The sequence below is a fragment of the Aeromicrobium sp. genome, from assembly GCF_014378035.1.
Classification (GTDB): domain Bacteria; phylum Actinomycetota; class Actinomycetes; order Propionibacteriales; family Nocardioidaceae; genus Aeromicrobium.
Map to the genome: position 1 here is coordinate 1 of NZ_JACMOM010000319.1, position 15,914 is coordinate 15,914.

Below are 15,914 nucleotides of genomic sequence, written 5' to 3' on the forward strand. Positions count from 1 at the left end.
CAGCTGGCTGACGTCGTCCCGAACCACGTCGTGTCGATGTCGGTGCCCGACCAGGTGCGCGGTCGTGCGCTGCTGGTCGAGAAGCTCGACATGTTCCCCGTCGAATGCGTCGTCCGGGGCTATCTTTCCGGATCGGGCGCCATCGACTACCGCGCGACGGGTCAGATCTGTGGCGTCGGCCTACCACCCGGACTGGTCGAGGGCTCCCGGCTGCCGACACCGATCTTCACCCCAGCCACGAAGGCCCAGATGGGTGAGCACGACGAGAACATCACGTTCGCGGAGGTCGAGGCGCTGATCGGCAGGCCCACCGCGATCCGGTTGCGCGACCTGTCGTTGGCCGTCTATGCCCGCGCCGAGGAGATCGCCCGAGGACGCGGCATCATCCTGGCCGACACCAAGCTCGAGTTCGGGGCCCGCGCCGATGGCACCATCGTGCTGGGCGATGAGGTACTGACCCCCGACTCCTCGCGATTCTGGCCGGCCGAGACGTGGCAGCCGGGCCACGCCCAGCCGTCCTACGACAAGCAGTTCGTGCGCGACTGGTTGACATCCCCGGCGAGCGGTTGGGATCGACACGGCACCACGGCACCGCCCACGCTGCCCGCCGACATCGTGACAAGGACCCGCGAGCGATACGTTCAGGCCTACGAGCAGCTCACCGGCGAGACCTTCTGACGCGCAGGGTCGCTGCTGTTCAGTACGCTTGACACCGTCGTCACACCCTGAGGAGAACACCGTGGGCAATCTCGCCGACCTGCTGGAATCGTCCGCCACCGACTACGCCGACCGTACGGCGATCGTCTTCGGCGACACTCGTCTGAACTACGCGCAGGTCAACGGCGCTGCCAACCAGGTGGCGAACCTGCTGGTGGCCCGAGGCATCCAGCCCGGCGACAAAGTGGCGTTGTCGTGCCCCAACCTGCCCTACTTCTCGATCATCTACTACGGGATCCTCAAGGCTGGGGGCACTGTCGTGCCGCTCAACGTGCTCCTCAAGGCGCGCGAAGTGGCTTATCACCTTTCCGACTCCGACGCCAAGGCCTACTTCGCCTTCGAAGGCACCCCCGACCTGCCGATCGGCGAGGCCGCGTGGGACGGGTTCCAGGCCACCGATAGCTGCACCGAGTTCTTCCTGATCAAGCTCGACTCGCAACAGCCCGCCCCGCTCGAGCCGCCGGAGTTCTACGGCCCGCTGGTGGCTGAGCAGCCCCCGACGTTCACGACCGTCGAGCGCGACGACGACGACACCGCCGTCATCCTCTACACCTCCGGCACGACCGGCCAGCCCAAGGGCGCCGAGCTGCGGCACCGCAACATGCGCGACAACGCACTGTCGGGCAAGGACTTGTTCGGCGCCGATGCCGCCAACCCCGACACGTACTTGTGCGTCCTGCCGCTGTTCCACTCCTTCGGTCAGACGGTCATCCAGAACGGCGCCTTCGCCTTCGGTGGGACGATCGTGATGCTTCCCCGCTTCGAGGCGAAGGCTGCATTGAGCCTCATGCACAACAACGAGGTGAGCTTCTTCGCCGGTGTGCCGACCATGTACTGGGGCCTGCTGGGCGCGCTCGACGACAGCATCGACGTCGCCACCCTCGCCAAGAACCTGCGGGTCGCCGCGTCCGGTGGCTCGGCCCTGCCGGTCGACATCCACCGCCAGTTCAAGGAGCGCTTCGGCGTGACGATCCTCGAGGGCTACGGCCTCTCGGAGACCTCGCCGGTGGCGTCGTTCTCCGCCTATGGAGAGGAGCCGAGAGTCGGCTCCATCGGCAAGCCCATCCCCGGCGTCGAGATGAAGCTCATCAACGACGACTGGTCCGACGTCGCCGACAGTGTGGATGCGGTGGGCGAGATCGCCATCAAGGGCCACAACGTCATGAAGGGCTACTACGACCGTCCCGAGGCCACGGCCGAGGCGATCCACGACGGCTGGTTCCGTTCCGGAGACTTGGCAAAGAAGGACGCCGACGGTTTCTACTTCATCGTCGACCGGTCGAAGGACATGATCATCCGCGGTGGTTTCAACGTCTACCCGCGCGAGATCGAGGAGATCATGATGGAGCACCCGGCGGTGTCGCTCGTCGCCGTCATCGGTGTGCCGAACGAGTCCCACGGTGAAGAGATCAAGGCGGTGGTCGTCAAGAACAAGGACCACGATGACGTCTCGGAGGCTGATCTCGTGGCGTGGAGCAAGGAGCAGCTCGCGGCCTACAAGTATCCGCGCGTCGTCGAGTTCATGGACGAGCTGCCCATGACCAGCACCGGGAAGATCCTCAAGCGCGAGCTGTCCTGACCGGCGCTACCTCAGCCGGCGGATCTTTGCGTCGGAGCCCGTGAAGGTCACCCGGTAGACCTTGCTGCTGATCTTCACGTCAACCATGCGGGTCGTCGAGGTGGTCGACGTGCGGATGATCTTGATCTTGGTGGGGTCGGTCGAGGACGATCGCGGCACGATGACCGCAGTCAGTCGCACCGTCTTCGCCTTGAGCGACGCCTGAACGACGGGGGTGGCGATGAAGCGGCTGGCCTTCTCGCTGCGCCAACCGAGCATGGGGTTCGTACGCCCCTTCACGATCGAGACGTTGGGACGGTCGCCAGCCCACAAGAACGTGGCGTTCGAACCTGAACCTGAGGTGCCTGCGCGGCCATTGCCGGCCTTGGCCGAGCGATCGGCGCCGACGTTCCACCGCTGGATGACGGTGCGTGCAGTGCTCTGGGTCACGCGGTCATCGACCACGAGGAGGTTGGGCGACTTGATGTGGATCATTGACCGTTGCCACGACGCACCCGTCAGAACTTTGCTGCGGATCGTGACCAGGTCGAGGTCACGGGTCGAGCGGGTGACCGACAGGGGAGAGGTGGCCGTCTGGTCGTAGGTGAGGGCCGGGATGTCGATGACGTTGTGAGCCTCGTTGGAGCGCACGTACCGCCGCGGGGCCCCGCCGGCGGCGCCGTACTGGCCCGGCTGCCACAGCAGCTCCTTGCCCATCGCGTAATAGGAGATGGCTCCGGCGTCCTCGTGGCCGTGCACCCTTGCCGCGAGCGAGGGGCCGAATCGGATGGCGGCCTGGGCCTGTTGGGCGGCCGTCTGTGTGTCGAACCAACCGGTGCGAGAGAAGGCGAAGCCTCGCTGGTAGACCGAGAAGAGCGCCGACGGCCTGACGCCGGAGGTGCCCTGAGTGGCGGAGTACTCCGCGTCGGTCCCAGGGATCGGCTGTGCCTGCGCGATCGAGTCGGTGTCACCGTATGACACCAAGCGGGTGTTCGGCTTCGTGGCCTGGGCGAGGAACTTCGGCATCAGCGCAATGCGCTCGAACGGCCCGGTGGCGGGGATGTCGCAGAGCTCGAGCCGTTTCCTGACCTCGAGATACCAGAGATAGTTGAGATACTGATAGGTGACCGAACCCTCGTCGGTGACGCCCTGGGTGTCGACAGATCGCGACAGCAGGGTTCGGTTGCGATCTGTCGCGACTTCCGTCCACGCCGGTGTCGAGGTATGGCAGCCGAGGGCGAGCAGGCCCATGTTCTGGTGCAGTGCGTGGTTGCCGATCACGCGGTATTGCGTCTTGTCCATCAAGGCGGCGGCGTGGGTCGACATGGCTTGCGTCAGCCACGATGGATTGCCGACCGCGGTTGTCGCGCACACCAGCCCGATCGCGCGGACGCCGACGGTCATGTCCAACCAGCTGTAGGGCGAACGAGGTGCGTTGCGCGGGTTGTTGCGCACCCAGTCGTTGACGAGGAACTCATATCTGCTGATCATGGCCGCGTTGTCGGTTCGCAGCCCCTCGCGTCGAAGCGGATCGAGCCACCGGAGCGACTCGTACTGGAAAAGCCAGTAGTTGTTCTTGAAGGGGTTCTCTCGCCAGGTGGGGTCCTTCGGGAGGGTGAACCTGGCGAAGCCGCCGATCGTCAGCCTTCCGGCCATGATCGCGGCCGCGGTGGCGCCATCGGCCGAAGTCTCGATGAACCGCGGTCCCATGCACTGCTCGGCGTCCACTCCGGCCACCGTGGCGGCGGCGGCAGGTGTCTGGGCCTCCGACTGATCGAGTGGATCTGGCGGAGTGTCATCGGCAGACACTGCCGTCGTTCCCCCTGCCACGAGGGCGAGCGCGAGTGTGAAGGCCGCCGTGATGCGACGCATGGGTCCCCCTGGGTTCGATGATGCCGGCGATGGTGCTGTACTGGGTGATGACCGGACCGGCCCGAGCACGCACAACGATCAGCGACACGGTGACTCAATGGTAGGCGTCCGCGGACGGCAACACTGCCGATTCGATGGTTCTGGGTGACGGTTGGAACCGGACACGTCATTGCCGCGTCGTCCGCACGCGGTCACAGGACGACGGCCACAGCGGCGGGCATAGGATGACTGCATCCCGTCCAGCCCTTACCTAGGAGCGCCCGTGGCCCGCGTCATCGTCGATGTGATGCCCAAACCCGAGATCCTCGACCCGCAGGGCAAGGCTGTTCATGGTGCTTTGCCCCGGCTCGGGTTCCACGGGGTCGCCGACGTCCGTCAGGGCAAGAGGTTCGAGCTGGAGGTCGACGAGGCCGATGAGGCCACGCTGGCAGAGGTCCACACGATCGCGGAGACGCTGCTCTCCAACCCTGTCATCGAGGACTACACGGTGAGGGTCGACTCGTGAAGATCGGCGTCGTCACCTTCCCGGGCTCGCTTGATGACACTGACGCCCAGCGGGCCGTCCGCATCGCTGGCGGCGAGTCGGTCGCTCTGTGGCACGGAGACCACGACCTGCGAGGTGTCGATGCCGTGGTTCTTCCCGGTGGCTTCTCCTATGGCGACTACCTGCGCTGTGGTGCCATCGCCCGCTTCGCACCGGTCATGACCGAGGTCATCGCCGCGGCACAGGGCGGCATGCCGGTGCTGGGCATCTGCAACGGGTTTCAGATCCTCTGCGAGTCGCACCTGTTGCCCGGGGCGCTCATCCGCAACGATCACCGCACCTTCATCTGTCGCGACCAGACGCTCAGGGTCGAGAACGCCGCGACGTCCTGGACGTCGACGCTCACCGAGGGCCAGGAGATCGTCGTCCCGCTGAAGAACGGTGAGGGCGGCTTCGTGGCTGCAGACGAGACCCTCGACCGGCTCGAGGGCGAAGGCCAGGTCGTGTTCCGCTACGTCGGTGTCAACCCCAACGGCTCGTTGCGCGACATCGCCGGCATCACCAACGAGCGTGGCAACGTTGTCGGGCTCATGCCCCACCCCGAGCACGCCGTCGAGGACCTGACGGGTCCCGGCACCGACGGGCTGGCGATCTTCGCGTCCGCGCTCGCGGTGCTGACGTCTGCCTGACCTGCCACCGAGTCACGTCGCAGAAGGGTTCGCGGGCGTGGGTGCCGGCTCGACGACCCGCTTGCGCATGTCGTCCCCTGGTCGCGGGCACGTGCCGACGGCGCGACACAATGACGTCATGGATCTCCCTGTTGCCTGGTCTCTGCTCCTGCTCCTTGCCGGTCTCTGGAACATCCTGATCTGGCCGCAGTTCTGGCGCCGCGTCGCGAAGGACGATCGCGCGCGTACGCCCGACGGGGGCACGACGACGTTCTTCCGCGTGCATGCCGTGATCATCGGGGTGTCGTTCGCGTTTGCCCTCGCGGTCACGGTGCTCGGAATCCTCACCGTCGCCTGAGCGTTGATCTGCTCATGAGCAATCCTGTCGCCCACAACCCGATCAGCCACAGCACCGACGAGCAACGCTACGAGATCCACGTCGACGGCGTTCTCGCGGGCTTCGCCGTGGCCCGGGAGGACGGCGACACCGTCGTCTTCCCACACACCGAGGTCTTCGAGGAGTTCGAGGGTCGGGGGCTGGCATCAGAGCTCGTCGCGGGCGCACTGGACGACGTCCGCGCTCGGGGCAGGAAGGTCGTGGCGCCATGCCCCTACGTGGCCCGCTTCATCGGCAAGCACCCCGACTACGCCGATCTGCTGGCCTGAGAGAGGCGTCACACGATTCGTCTGAGTTCAGCGCAGACTGGTAGTATGTGACTACGTGAACGCGCAATTTCAGCGCTGTTCCTGCCCGACGAAGTAGCGCGATCCCCGCGTGAAAGGTCCTTCGGGCATCTGCATCCCGAATCGTCTGAGAGTTCTGTGAACAACACTGCTGGCAGCCCTGTGCTGCCCACCTTTTCCACCCTTGACCTTCCCGCCTCGCTGGTGTCCGCACTGGCTCGTCAGGAGATCGTCAACCCCAGCCCCGTCCAGCTCGCGGTGATCCCCGACGCGCTCGCGGGTCGCAACGTGCTCGGCCGGGCCCGCACCGGCTCCGGCAAGACCTTGGCCTTCGGCCTCCCGGTCCTCGTCCGTCTCGCCGGTCGCACGAGCCGTCCCAAGGCCCCCCGCGGCCTGATCCTCCTGCCCACGCGCGAGCTGGCTACGCAGGTCCGCAGCGCGATGGAGCCGCTCGCCCAGAAGATGGGCCTGCGTCTCACGACCGTCTACGGCGGTGTGCCGATCAACAAGCAGATCAGCACGCTCCGCAACGGCGTCGACATCGTCATCGCCACACCCGGGCGCCTGACCGACCTCCTCGACCGTCGCTGCATGACGCTCGACGACATCGAGGTCGTCGTGCTCGACGAGGCCGACCACCTGTGCGACCTCGGCTTCTACAAGCCGATCGATGCGCTTCTCAACAAGACGCCCGAGGGCAGCCAGCGGCTTCTTCTCTCGGCAACCCTCGATGGCGACGTCAACCGTCTCGTCAAGCGGCACCTTCCCAAGCACGTCCTCCACGAGCTCGACACCGCCGGTGGCGAGATCGAGACCATGGAGCACCACGTGCTCGTCAGTGCGGCGACCGAGAAGTCGAAGGCGGCCTTCGACCTGCTGCGTGCCAACCCGCGCAGCATCGTCTTCACCCGCACTCGTCGAGGCGCCATGCGGCTCGCGAAGCAGCTCACGATGAACGGCATCGAGGCTGTCGACATGCACGGCGACCTCTCGCAGCGTCACCGTGAGCGCAACCTCGCCAAGTTCAGCAGCGGTGAGGCCAGTGTCATCGTGGCCACTGACGTCGCTGCCCGGGGAATCCACGTCGACGGCATCGGCCTGGTGGTCCACTACGACGCTCCCGCCGAGCACAAGGCCTACCAGCACCGCTCCGGTCGCACGGCTCGCGCCGGTGAGTCCGGCTCCGTCGTCACCATGACGACGCCCGAGGCGCTGCGCGACGTCATCATGCTGCAGAACAAGGCCGGCGTCACGGCCCGCCATCACGAGGCGCCCACCGCGCCGTCGCCCATGACCGCGGCGGCACTCAGCACCTCAGGCACCGAGGCGCCCCACGCGTCTTCCGTGCGGCAGGGTGCCCGCTCCAGTGGCGGCGGCAACGGTGGTGGCGGAGGAAACCGTGGTGGAGGTCGCCCCCAGGGTGGCTTCCGCGGCAACGGAGGCAACGGAGGCGGCGGAGGCAATCGTGGCGGTGGCGGCGGACGTCGTCGCAACGGCAACGGTGGCGGCTCCGGCGGATCCACCCGCGTCTACTCCTCGTCCTGACCCGAAGCACCAGAGCGGCGTCATTCCCGGTACGCCCGGGGATGGCGCCGTTCGTCGTCTCCGGGCGCATGCCGTCGGGTCGGAGCTCCTGCACCGGACGCGAGGGTCGCGTGCGGCATGCGCGATGCTGGGCACCATGCGTGTGAAGGACCGGTTGCCCCGTATCGGCCTGTTGGGCCCCGCGTTCATCGCGGCGGTCGCCTATGTCGACCCCGGCAACGTCGCCACGAACGTCACGGCGGGCTCCCGCTTTGGCTACACCCTCGTCTGGGTCGTGGTGATGGCCAACATCATGGCGGTGTTGGTGCAGTACCTGTCGGCGAAGCTCGGCATGGTCACGGGCCGCTCACTTGCCGGGCACATGGGGGAGCGTCTGCCGAAGGGCCCGCGCATCGCCTACTGGCTGCAGGCCGAGACCATCGCCATCGCGACCGACCTCGCCGAGGTGGTGGGTGGGGCGATCGCCCTCAACCTGCTCTTCGACCTCCCGCTCGTGCTCGGAGCGATCATCACCGCCGCGGTCGCCATGGTCATCCTGCGGATCGGCGACCTGCGCGGCCAGAGCGCGCTCGAGCGTGTCATCGTCGGGTTTCTCGCCCTCATCGCTGTCGGCTTCATGGCCGGGCTGTTCGTCAAGCCGCCCGAGGCGGGACCGCTTGCCGCTGGGCTGGTGCCGATGTTCGAGGGTTCCGACAGTGTGTTGCTCGCCTCGGGCATCATCGGCGCCACTGTCATGCCGCACGTCATCTACCTGCACTCGTGCCTGACCGTCGGCCGCCTGGGCCGCCGTGGCGAGGGGCTCAGCATGCGGCAGCTGCTCGCCGGCACCCGCACCGACGTGGTGCTGGCGCTGATCGTGGCCGGGGTGCTCAACCTGTCACTGCTCGTCGTCGCCGCGGCGAGCCTCAATGGCCTGCCCGGCACCGACACCCTGCAGGGCGTGCACGATGTCGTGTCGACCGAGCTCGGGGCGGGGGTGGCCCTGTTGTTCGCGGTGGCGCTGCTCGGTTCGGGCCTTGCCTCCACCTCCATCGGCAGCGCAGCCGGGGCCGAGGTCATGAAGGGGTTGCTCGGCGTTCGTCTACCCCTGCTCGTGCGCAGGATCGTGACCCTCATCCCGGCCCTGATCGTGCTGGCACTCGGCGCAGAGCCGAGCAGGGCGCTGGTCATCTCGCAGGTCGTGCTGTCGATCGGCATCCCATTCGCGCTCATCCCGCTCGTCTCGCTGACAGCACGACGCGACGTGATGGGCGAGCACGTCAACCGACTCGGCACCACCGCGGCTGCCTGTCTGGTCACGGCGATCGTCATCGCCCTGAACGTGTCACTGCTATGGCTGACGTTCACCTGACACGAGTCCGAAGAGGTCCTTGGGGTCGACCGGCTCCACCACGAGCTCGATCTCGGCGGCATACGTGGTGCCCTCGACGGCGTCGCGGACGAACCGAAGTGCCGAGAAGTCCTCGATGGCGAACCCGACGGAGTCGAACACCGTGATCTGCTCGGGGTCCCGACGACCCGTCCGGTGACCGGCGACGACCTCCCAGAGCTCGGTGACCGGGAAATCGGGCGCGACCTGCTGGATCTCACCCTCGATGCGGGTCTGCTCGGGATACTCCACGAAGACATCCGCGCGATGCAGGATGCGTGGGTCGAGCTCGGTCTTGCCCGGGCAGTCGCCGCCGATGGCGTTGATGTGGACTCCGGGGCCGACCATCGAATCGGTCAGCACCGTGGCGTTGGCCTTGTCCGCGGTGCAGGTGGTGATGACGTCGGCACCCGCAACCGCGTCGGCCGCGCTCGAGGCGATGTGGATGTCGAATCCGAGCGGACCGATGTTGCGGACGAGCTTGGCGACCGCGAGCGGGTCGACGTCCCACACCCGCAGGGTGCTGATGCCGAGGGTGGAGCGAAAGCCCAGCGCCTGGAACTCGGCCTGCGACCCGGCGCCGATCATAGCCATCGTGCTCGAGCCGGGGCGGGCCAGCCACCGGGCGGCCATGGCCGAGGTGGCAGCCGTCCGCAGCGCTGTCAGGATCGTCATCTCGGAGACGAACGTGGGGTAGCCGCTGTGCACGTCGGCGAGCACACCGAACGCAGTGACCGTCTGGAAGCCACGTGACGGGTTGGTCGGATGTCCGTTGACGTACTTGAACGCGTAGGTCTCGCCGTCACTGGTCGGCATCAGCTCGATGACCCCGTCGGTGGAGTGCGACGCGACGCGTGGTGTCTTGTCGAACGACGGCCAGCGCCGGAAGTCATCCTCGATCGCCGTCACCATGCCGCGGATGATGGGCGCGACGCCGTGGTCACTCACCCAGCGGGTCATCGAGGCCACGTCGACGAACGTCACCATCGACGGCGAGCTGCCCGGCTCCTCGGCCACCCGGCCGGGGGCGGAGATCGTCGTGGTCATGGGCGGATCTCCAGGGTGCAGCACTTGACGCTGCCGCCGGCCTTGAGCAGCTCGCCGAGCTCGACGCCGATGGGGTTGAATCCGTGGTCGCGCAGCTGCTCGTGCATCCCGGTCGCGGCGTCAGTGAGCACGACGTTGAGCCCGTCCGAGACGGCGTTGAGCCCGAGCACGTCGGCGTCGGCGTCGGTGGCGATGATGGCGTCCGGAAAACGTTCGCGCAGCGTCTGGTTGCTGGCATCGCTGAAGGCGTCGGGGTAGTAGGCGATCGTCGACTCGTCGAGCACCGCGAGCGCGGTGTCGAGGTGGTAGAAGCGCGGGTCGACCAGCTCGAGCGGCACGACCGGGACGTCGAAGTAGTCGCTGACCTCGCGATGCGCGGTGACCGATGTGCGGAAGCCGGTGCCGGCCAGGATGAGGCGGCCGACGACCAGGAAGTCGCCCTCGCCCTCGTTCTGGTTGGTGGCCTGAACGGCCGGGGTGGAGCCCGCCTCGTCGAACCACGTCCGATAGGTCTCACCCTCCGGCTGACGCTCGACGTGGGTGAAGCGAGCCGCCATGGCGCGGCCGTCGAGGACGATGCCGCCGTTCGCGGCGAACACCATGTCGGGCAGGCCTTCGACCGGTTCGATGACGTCGACGCGGTGGCCCAGGCGCTCGTAGGTGGCGCGCAGGTTTTCCCACTGCGCGAGCGCGAGGGCGACATCGACGGGCGTCGTCGGGTCCATCCACGGGTTGATCGCGTAGGTGACCTCGAAGTGTTCGGGCCGGCACATCAGGAAGTGCTTCGATCGGCCCGACCGGCTGGCGGCGCGGGAGGCCTGCGCAGGCGCAGGTGTGGTGATGGTGGTCGTCGTCATGGTCGCCTTCGCAGGTAGGGTGGATTCCAACGTATAAGGCAATCCATTTGCAAACAATCGCGATTTGTTGCCAAGAATGCGAAGATCTGTTGTTCATCGTTACGCGATGTTGTGAAACCGCCGGGAGGCACCGTGGACGCCGTCAACCGTGACATCATCGGCCATCTCCTCAAGGACGGCCGCGCGACGTACCAGGAGATCGGTAGCCAGGTCGGCCTCTCAGCGCCGGCGGTCAAACGCCGGGTCGACCAGATGATCGCCCGCAAGGAGATCGCCGGTTTCACTGCCCTCATCGACCCGGCGTCGCTCGGCTGGGACACCGAGGCCTACGTCGAGATCTACTACCAGGGCAACGTCTCGACGGCCCGGCTGAAGAAGGATCTCGAGGCCATCCCGGAGGTCGTCGGCGTGTGGACCGTGTCGGGCGATGCCGATGCGCTGGTGCATGTCATGGCGTCGAGCATGGCCGAGGTCGAGCAGACGGGCGAGCGCATGCGCATGAGCGCCAACGTCGACCGCACCCGCAGCGTCATCGTGATGTCACGTATCTTCGAGCGCCCGAGGTCGTAGCGGCGCCATTCCCGGACGGCCCGATGTGGCCCGCCATGGAGAAATTCTTCGTCAAGCACGATGATTGAGCCATGCCGGAGCTGCCTGAGGTCAACGCGCTCGTCGAGTTCCTCGACACGCAGCTGAGTGGCGCAGTCGTCGCGGGCGTCGAGCTGGCGTCCTTCTCGGTCCTGAAGACCTTCGACCCGCCGGTGTCGGCGCTGCAGGGCCTCGAGGTCACCGGGGTCACGCGGCACGGCAAGTTCATCGACATCGATGTCGACGGCATGCATGTGGTCGTGCACCTGGCCAAGGCGGGCTGGCTGCGCTGGTCGGACAACCTGCCCGACACCAGGCTCAAGCTCGGCGCGAGCAACATCGCCGCGCGGGTGCGCCTCGACCGCGGTGACGGCCCACACGTCGGGTTCGACGTCACCGAGGCAGGCACCCGCAAGGGTCTCGCGATGTACATCGTGCGCTCGGTCTCCGAGGTGCCGGGCATCGCCGCGCTCGGTCCCGACCCGCTGGCGCCGGGCTTCGAGCTGAGACCGATGCTGGCTCGGCGCATGCAGGTCAAGCGCCTGCTTCGTGACCAGAAGATCATTGCCGGTGTGGGTAATGCCTACAGCGACGAGATACTGCACGCGGCCAAGCTGTCGCCGTTCGCCATTGCCGAAAGCCTCGGGGAGGCAGAGATCGTCCGGCTCGAGGCAGCGCTGCACGACATCCTTACCGAGGCTGTCGAGGAGGCTCGTGGCAAGCCGGCTGAGGAGCTCAAGGACGACAAGCGCACCCGCATGCGCGTGCACGGTCGAGCTGGCGAGGCGTGCCCGGTGTGCGGCGACACAGTGCTCGAGGTCACCTATGCGCAGACGGCGCTGCAGTACTGCCCCACCTGCCAGACCGGCGGCAAGCCCCTCAAGGACCGCACCACGTCCAAGTTCCTGAAGTGACCTCCACAGACCTGGTGGTCAGGCCGCGGCCACCAGGGCTACTGCCAGGGCGGCGAACACGAGCCCGACGCCCTGCCAGCCGTGAATCTTCTCCCGGAGCACGACGGCCGCCAGCAGCACGGTGCCGGCGGGGTAGAGCGAGGAGATGACCGACACGACCGACAGCAGTCCGTAGTGCGTGGCGTAGAGGAACGACCCGGTTGCCGTCGCCCCGAGGGGACCCATGACCGCGGCGTTCCAGGCAGCACGCTCCCGCGGCCACCAGACCTGGCGCATGACGGTGGCGGTCAGGATGACGCCGACGACCGAGGTGGTCTGGGTGAGCGCGAGCGGAAAGAGTCCCGCGTCATTGCCGACCTGACCCAGGAACACGAACAACGTCCCGAACCCGAGGCCCGCCAGGATGCCGTCGATCACGCCGCCGCGATGGGCGGGGTTGTCGTCGACCACGCGGGAGATGAGTGCGATGGCTGGGAACGCGCAGACGATTCCGAGCACCGCCAGCCGACTCGGTCGGTCTCCCTGTGCCAAACCAACCATGACGGGCAGCAGCGCCGAGCCGATCGCGGAGATCGGTGCAACGACGCCCATCCGTGCGCTGGAGAGACCGCGGTAGAGGAAGGCCGTCCCGAACCCGCCGCCGAGGCCGGCCAGTGCACCGTAGAGCCAGTCCGATCCGGCGGGCGTTCCTCCCGCGAACAGTGCCGCGAGGAGAGTGAAGAGGCCCGACGACGACTGACCCACGACGGCGACCTGCCAGGCGGAGGCGCGCTTCGCGAAGATGCCGCCGAGGAAGTCCGAGAGGCCGTACGAGAGAGCCGAGATCAGGGAAAGGACGATGGCCACCCACGCAGCCTAGGTGCAGACGGCTGGAGCGGAGGACGCTCCACCCCCGACCGTAAGATGGAGGCATGAGGTTGCGTCAGGGGAAGTCACTCGGTTCGCGGGCCAACGTGTCCATTGGCGGCCTCGCGTTGAAGGTCGACAACCAGACCGGCGAGGTCGCGCAACGGGCTGCCTTGGTCATCACGACCGCCGTCCGACTGCTGCGCATCCCTACCGCCCTCGTGTTGCTCGTCCCTTTGCCGTTCATCGCTGCCACGGTCGTTCTCGGAGCAGCATCCGACGGGGGAGTCCGCGTCATCGTCTGCATCGTGGGTGTCCTGATGGCGGCAATCAGCGCGGCCTTCTGGGGTCGGCGCCGCCGCATCCTCCAAGCCGTCGACGACCCCGAGAAGCTGGCGACCGAGCTCGGCATCATGATCAGCCTCAGCGACAAGGTCGACGAGACGCGGGGTGCCCTCTCGCAGATCGCCGGCGGCGGTGGATGGCGGATGTTCGCCCGGCTGCAGGGCGTCTGGCGCGGTGCGGCGATGACCGGCCGGTGGATCGACAGCATCGGTGACCTGCCCCGGGCGCGTTACTTCGCGCCACCGAAGATCGGCACCACGGTGACTCTTACCATCGCTGCCCTGTGGCTCGTGCCGATCTCGGTCGTGGTGGCGGGGTTCTCCCTGATCGCTTCGGTCGCTGGCACTCTCTGACCTTCTCCACCACCCTTCGTGGGGACAGCTGCATCAGCCGATGAGCAGTTGCATCGGTGGCGCGTACTGCCGCACGACGTCAGCGGGGTCGGCGGACGCGAGCGGTTCGAGCCTGACCACGTAACGGAGGGTCGCCATGCCGATGAGCTGGCTGGCGATCAGCGACGCGCGCAGCTCACGTTCTTCGCCGACGAGCACCTCGAGCAGCGAGGCGACCAGCACGTTGCGCGCCACCTCGAGCATCGGCGCGTGCGCATCATCTGAGCCCAGTGCCGTGCGCACGAGGGCGCTGAAGACCTCGTGATGCGGATCCCACGACTCGATGAACGTCCGCAGCAGACGCTCGGCCATGCCGTCGGGGCCGTCAGCGATGACCGACCGTATCTTGTCGACCGGGTCGACCGGGAGCTCCATCGTGGCCACCAGAAGCCGTGACTTGTCGCCGAAGTAGTGGCTGATGAGGCTGACATCGACGCCAGCCTCCCGTGCGATCGCCCGCATCGACGCACCTCTGAAGCCCTTCGCGGCGAAGTGCGCTCGGGCAACGTCGAGGATGGCCGAGCGACGGTCGGCTGTGTCGCCAGATGCGGGACGTCCCGGCGTTCTTCGGGTGGTCACGGCGTCCGTCGGCGCAGGGTCATGGAGGCGAGGACGAGCGCGAGCACGCCGCAGCCGACAAGGACGGCGAGGTCACGGGCCAGCGTCGACGTGAACCCTGACGTCCGGACCATCTCGCTGAAAGCATCGGTGGCATAGCTCAACGGCAGGGCGTCAGAGATCCGCTGCAAGAGCTCAGGCATCGATTCGCGGGGTGCCAGCAGGCCGCAGAGGAGCAGCTGGGGGATGACGATGAGTGGCATGAACTGCACGGCCTGGAACTCGGTGACCGCGAACGCCGACATCAGCAGTCCGAGCGCGGTGCCCAGGACGGCAACCGTGACCGCGAAGACGACCATGGCCCAGGGAGTCCTGACGGCCATGTCGAGTAGCCAGATGGCCACGGCGGAGGTGGCGAGCGACTGGACGAGCGCCGCGATGCCGAAAGCGATGCCGTAGCCGACGATCAGCTCGCCGCGCCGCAACGGGGTCGTGAGCAACCGCTCGAGCGTGCCGGACGTGCGCTCGCGCACCATCGTCACCGATGTCACGAGAAACATGATGGTGAACGGGAAGATGCCGAGCATCTGCGGGCCGACCCGGTCGAACACCTGTGGGCTGCCGTCGAAGACGTATTTGAAGAGCATCAGCAGAACCGACGGGAGCACCACGATGAGGGCAATGCTGCGTCGGTCGTGGCTGAGCTGCTGGAGGACCCGTGTGGCGGTGGCGATCGTGCGGCTCATGCGACCTCCGCCTCGGCCAGCCGCAAGAATGCCTGCTCGAGGTCTGGGGTCCCGGCCCGTGCTCTCAGCTCGGCAGGTGACGCGTCCGCGATCAGCCGTCCCTCACGCATCAGCAGCACCCGGTCGCACCGGCCAGCCTCGTCCATGACGTGGCTCGAGATGAGCAACGTCTTGCCGGAGTCAGCAAGGTCGTGGAACAGCTGCCAGAGGTCGCGGCGCAGCACGGGGTCGAGTCCGACAGTCGGCTCGTCAAGGAGATAGAGGTCGGGGTCGGCGAGCAGTGCCGCGGCAAGCGACACCCTGGTGAGCTGGCCTCCGGAGAGGTCGCCGGCCAGGGTGTCGGACTTGTCGACGAGGCCGACATTCGTCAGTGCCTCGCGGACGGCCGACGCATCACTTCCGGCGAGAGCGGCAAAGTAGCGGAGGTTCTGCAGGACTGTCAGGTCTGGATACACCGAGCTCGCCTGAGTCACGTAGGCGACTGTTCGGCGAGCCTCGGTGCTGCCGGCGGTGCTGTCGAGGACCCTCACCGACCCCGACCGGATGACCTGGATCCCGGCTATCGCGCGGATGAGGGTCGACTTGCCGCAGCCGCTGGGCCCGAGGAGTCCGGTCACTGAGCCGTGAGCGACCGACACCGTGAGGTTCGAGATGACGGTGTTGCCCCCGCGCACCACGGTGAGGTCGTCGACGCTGATTGCGAAAGTATTCAACATACGTTGAA

Annotated in this window: 18 protein-coding genes; 11 read left to right on the forward strand and 7 right to left on the reverse strand. The window is 67.1% G+C overall.

The features are described from left to right. Both H7290_RS16450 and H7290_RS16455 read left to right on the forward strand, forming a co-directional pair. The coding region (locus H7290_RS16450) for a phosphoribosylaminoimidazolesuccinocarboxamide synthase (RefSeq protein WP_290515103.1) at positions 1-678 on the forward strand (678 nt) is incomplete at its 5' end. 61 nt (positions 679-739) lie between these two features. Then, the gene (locus H7290_RS16455) at positions 740-2,296 is read left to right on the forward strand and encodes a long-chain fatty acid--CoA ligase (RefSeq protein ID WP_290515104.1); all 1,557 of its coding nucleotides are present in this window, start codon (positions 740-742) and stop codon (positions 2,294-2,296) included. 6 nt (positions 2,297-2,302) lie between these two features. Here H7290_RS16455 and H7290_RS16460 read toward each other — a convergent pair whose 3' ends face one another. Further along, positions 2,303-4,147, reverse strand: coding sequence for a heparinase II/III family protein (locus tag H7290_RS16460; RefSeq protein WP_290515105.1), 1,845 nt, complete (start codon positions 4,145-4,147; stop codon positions 2,303-2,305). Between the two features lie 262 nt (positions 4,148-4,409). Between H7290_RS16460 and purS the strand changes: the two genes are divergently transcribed. The 6 genes from purS (at position 4,410) to H7290_RS16490 (ending at position 8,879) form a co-directional block, all read left to right on the forward strand. Further along, a complete protein-coding gene (gene purS, locus H7290_RS16465; RefSeq protein ID WP_290515106.1) occupies positions 4,410-4,652 on the forward strand; it encodes a phosphoribosylformylglycinamidine synthase subunit PurS in 243 nt (80 codons plus the stop codon). Further along, on the forward strand, positions 4,649-5,320 hold the full coding sequence (purQ, locus tag H7290_RS16470; protein WP_290515107.1) for a phosphoribosylformylglycinamidine synthase subunit PurQ: 672 nt from the start codon (positions 4,649-4,651) through the stop codon (positions 5,318-5,320). The genes purS and purQ overlap by 4 nt, the downstream gene beginning before the upstream one ends. A gap of 118 nt (positions 5,321-5,438) precedes the next feature. Then, a complete protein-coding gene (locus H7290_RS16475) occupies positions 5,439-5,657 on the forward strand; it encodes an SCO4848 family membrane protein (protein WP_290515108.1) in 219 nt (72 codons plus the stop codon). 14 nt (positions 5,658-5,671) lie between these two features. Next, positions 5,672-5,965: a GNAT family N-acetyltransferase gene (locus H7290_RS16480; RefSeq protein WP_290515109.1), complete on the forward strand. Its 294-nt coding sequence runs from the start codon at positions 5,672-5,674 to the stop codon at positions 5,963-5,965. Between the two features lie 156 nt (positions 5,966-6,121). After that, positions 6,122-7,528: a DEAD/DEAH box helicase gene (locus tag H7290_RS16485; protein WP_290515110.1), complete on the forward strand. Its 1,407-nt coding sequence runs from the start codon at positions 6,122-6,124 to the stop codon at positions 7,526-7,528. 136 nt (positions 7,529-7,664) lie between these two features. After that, positions 7,665-8,879, forward strand: coding sequence for an Nramp family divalent metal transporter (locus H7290_RS16490; protein ID WP_290515111.1), 1,215 nt, complete (start codon positions 7,665-7,667; stop codon positions 8,877-8,879). Here the strand turns inward: H7290_RS16490 and H7290_RS16495 are convergent. Further along, positions 8,859-9,944, reverse strand: a complete 1,086-nt coding sequence (locus tag H7290_RS16495; protein WP_290515112.1) for an ornithine cyclodeaminase — start codon at positions 9,942-9,944, stop codon at positions 8,859-8,861. The genes H7290_RS16490 and H7290_RS16495 overlap by 21 nt on opposite strands. Then, positions 9,941-10,801, reverse strand: a complete 861-nt coding sequence (gene ddaH, locus H7290_RS16500) for a dimethylargininase (RefSeq protein ID WP_290515113.1) — start codon at positions 10,799-10,801, stop codon at positions 9,941-9,943. The genes H7290_RS16495 and ddaH overlap by 4 nt, the downstream gene beginning before the upstream one ends. Positions 10,802-10,933: 132 nt before the next feature. Here ddaH and H7290_RS16505 point away from each other — a divergent pair, with 132 nt between their 5' ends. Together H7290_RS16505 and H7290_RS16510 are read left to right on the forward strand one after the other, a co-directional pair. Continuing rightward, positions 10,934-11,371, forward strand: coding sequence for an Lrp/AsnC family transcriptional regulator (locus H7290_RS16505; RefSeq protein ID WP_290515114.1), 438 nt, complete (start codon positions 10,934-10,936; stop codon positions 11,369-11,371). Positions 11,372-11,442: 71 nt separating this feature from the next. Continuing rightward, positions 11,443-12,303: a DNA-formamidopyrimidine glycosylase family protein gene (locus tag H7290_RS16510; protein ID WP_290515115.1), complete on the forward strand. Its 861-nt coding sequence runs from the start codon at positions 11,443-11,445 to the stop codon at positions 12,301-12,303. A gap of 18 nt (positions 12,304-12,321) precedes the next feature. Here H7290_RS16510 and H7290_RS16515 read toward each other — a convergent pair whose 3' ends face one another. Beyond that, positions 12,322-13,149 carry a DMT family transporter gene (locus H7290_RS16515; protein ID WP_290515116.1) on the reverse strand — a complete coding sequence of 276 codons (828 nt, stop codon included), beginning with the start codon at positions 13,147-13,149 and terminating at the stop codon, positions 12,322-12,324. 65 nt (positions 13,150-13,214) lie between these two features. Between H7290_RS16515 and H7290_RS16520 the strand changes: the two genes are divergently transcribed. Further along, a complete protein-coding gene (locus tag H7290_RS16520; protein WP_290515117.1) occupies positions 13,215-13,847 on the forward strand; it encodes a hypothetical protein in 633 nt (210 codons plus the stop codon). 33 nt (positions 13,848-13,880) lie between these two features. Here H7290_RS16520 and H7290_RS16525 read toward each other — a convergent pair whose 3' ends face one another. The 3 genes from H7290_RS16525 to H7290_RS16535 are packed head-to-tail and all read right to left on the reverse strand — an operon-like array spanning position 13,881 to position 15,906. Then, positions 13,881-14,465 (reverse strand): TetR family transcriptional regulator, encoded by a 585-nt coding sequence (locus tag H7290_RS16525; RefSeq protein ID WP_290515118.1) that lies wholly within the window; start codon positions 14,463-14,465, stop codon positions 13,881-13,883. Then, complete coding sequence (locus H7290_RS16530) at positions 14,462-15,190, reverse strand: ABC transporter permease (RefSeq protein ID WP_290515119.1); 729 nt, start codon at positions 15,188-15,190, stop codon at positions 14,462-14,464. Before H7290_RS16530 ends, H7290_RS16525 begins: the two co-directional genes overlap by 4 nt. Then, positions 15,187-15,906, reverse strand: a complete 720-nt coding sequence (locus tag H7290_RS16535) for an ABC transporter ATP-binding protein (protein WP_290515120.1) — start codon at positions 15,904-15,906, stop codon at positions 15,187-15,189. Before H7290_RS16535 ends, H7290_RS16530 begins: the two co-directional genes overlap by 4 nt. Positions 15,907-15,914 lie beyond the last annotated feature (8 nt).

Coding starts and splice junctions, on each gene's coding strand:
- H7290_RS16460 (WP_290515105.1), bottom strand. CDS start 4,147: ATGCGTCGCATCACGGCGGCCTTCACACTCGCGCTCGCCCTCGTGGCA.
- H7290_RS16475 (WP_290515108.1), top strand. CDS start 5,439: ATGGATCTCCCTGTTGCCTGGTCTCTGCTCCTGCTCCTTGCCGGTCTC.
- H7290_RS16480 (WP_290515109.1), top strand. CDS start 5,672: ATGAGCAATCCTGTCGCCCACAACCCGATCAGCCACAGCACCGACGAG.
- H7290_RS16490 (WP_290515111.1), top strand. CDS start 7,665: ATGCGTGTGAAGGACCGGTTGCCCCGTATCGGCCTGTTGGGCCCCGCG.
- H7290_RS16495 (WP_290515112.1), bottom strand. CDS start 9,944: ATGACCACGACGATCTCCGCCCCCGGCCGGGTGGCCGAGGAGCCGGGC.
- ddaH (WP_290515113.1), bottom strand. CDS start 10,801: ATGACGACGACCACCATCACCACACCTGCGCCTGCGCAGGCCTCCCGC.
- H7290_RS16510 (WP_290515115.1), top strand. CDS start 11,443: ATGCCGGAGCTGCCTGAGGTCAACGCGCTCGTCGAGTTCCTCGACACG.
- H7290_RS16520 (WP_290515117.1), top strand. CDS start 13,215: ATGAGGTTGCGTCAGGGGAAGTCACTCGGTTCGCGGGCCAACGTGTCC.
- H7290_RS16530 (WP_290515119.1), bottom strand. CDS start 15,190: ATGAGCCGCACGATCGCCACCGCCACACGGGTCCTCCAGCAGCTCAGC.
- H7290_RS16535 (WP_290515120.1), bottom strand. CDS start 15,906: ATGTTGAATACTTTCGCAATCAGCGTCGACGACCTCACCGTGGTGCGC.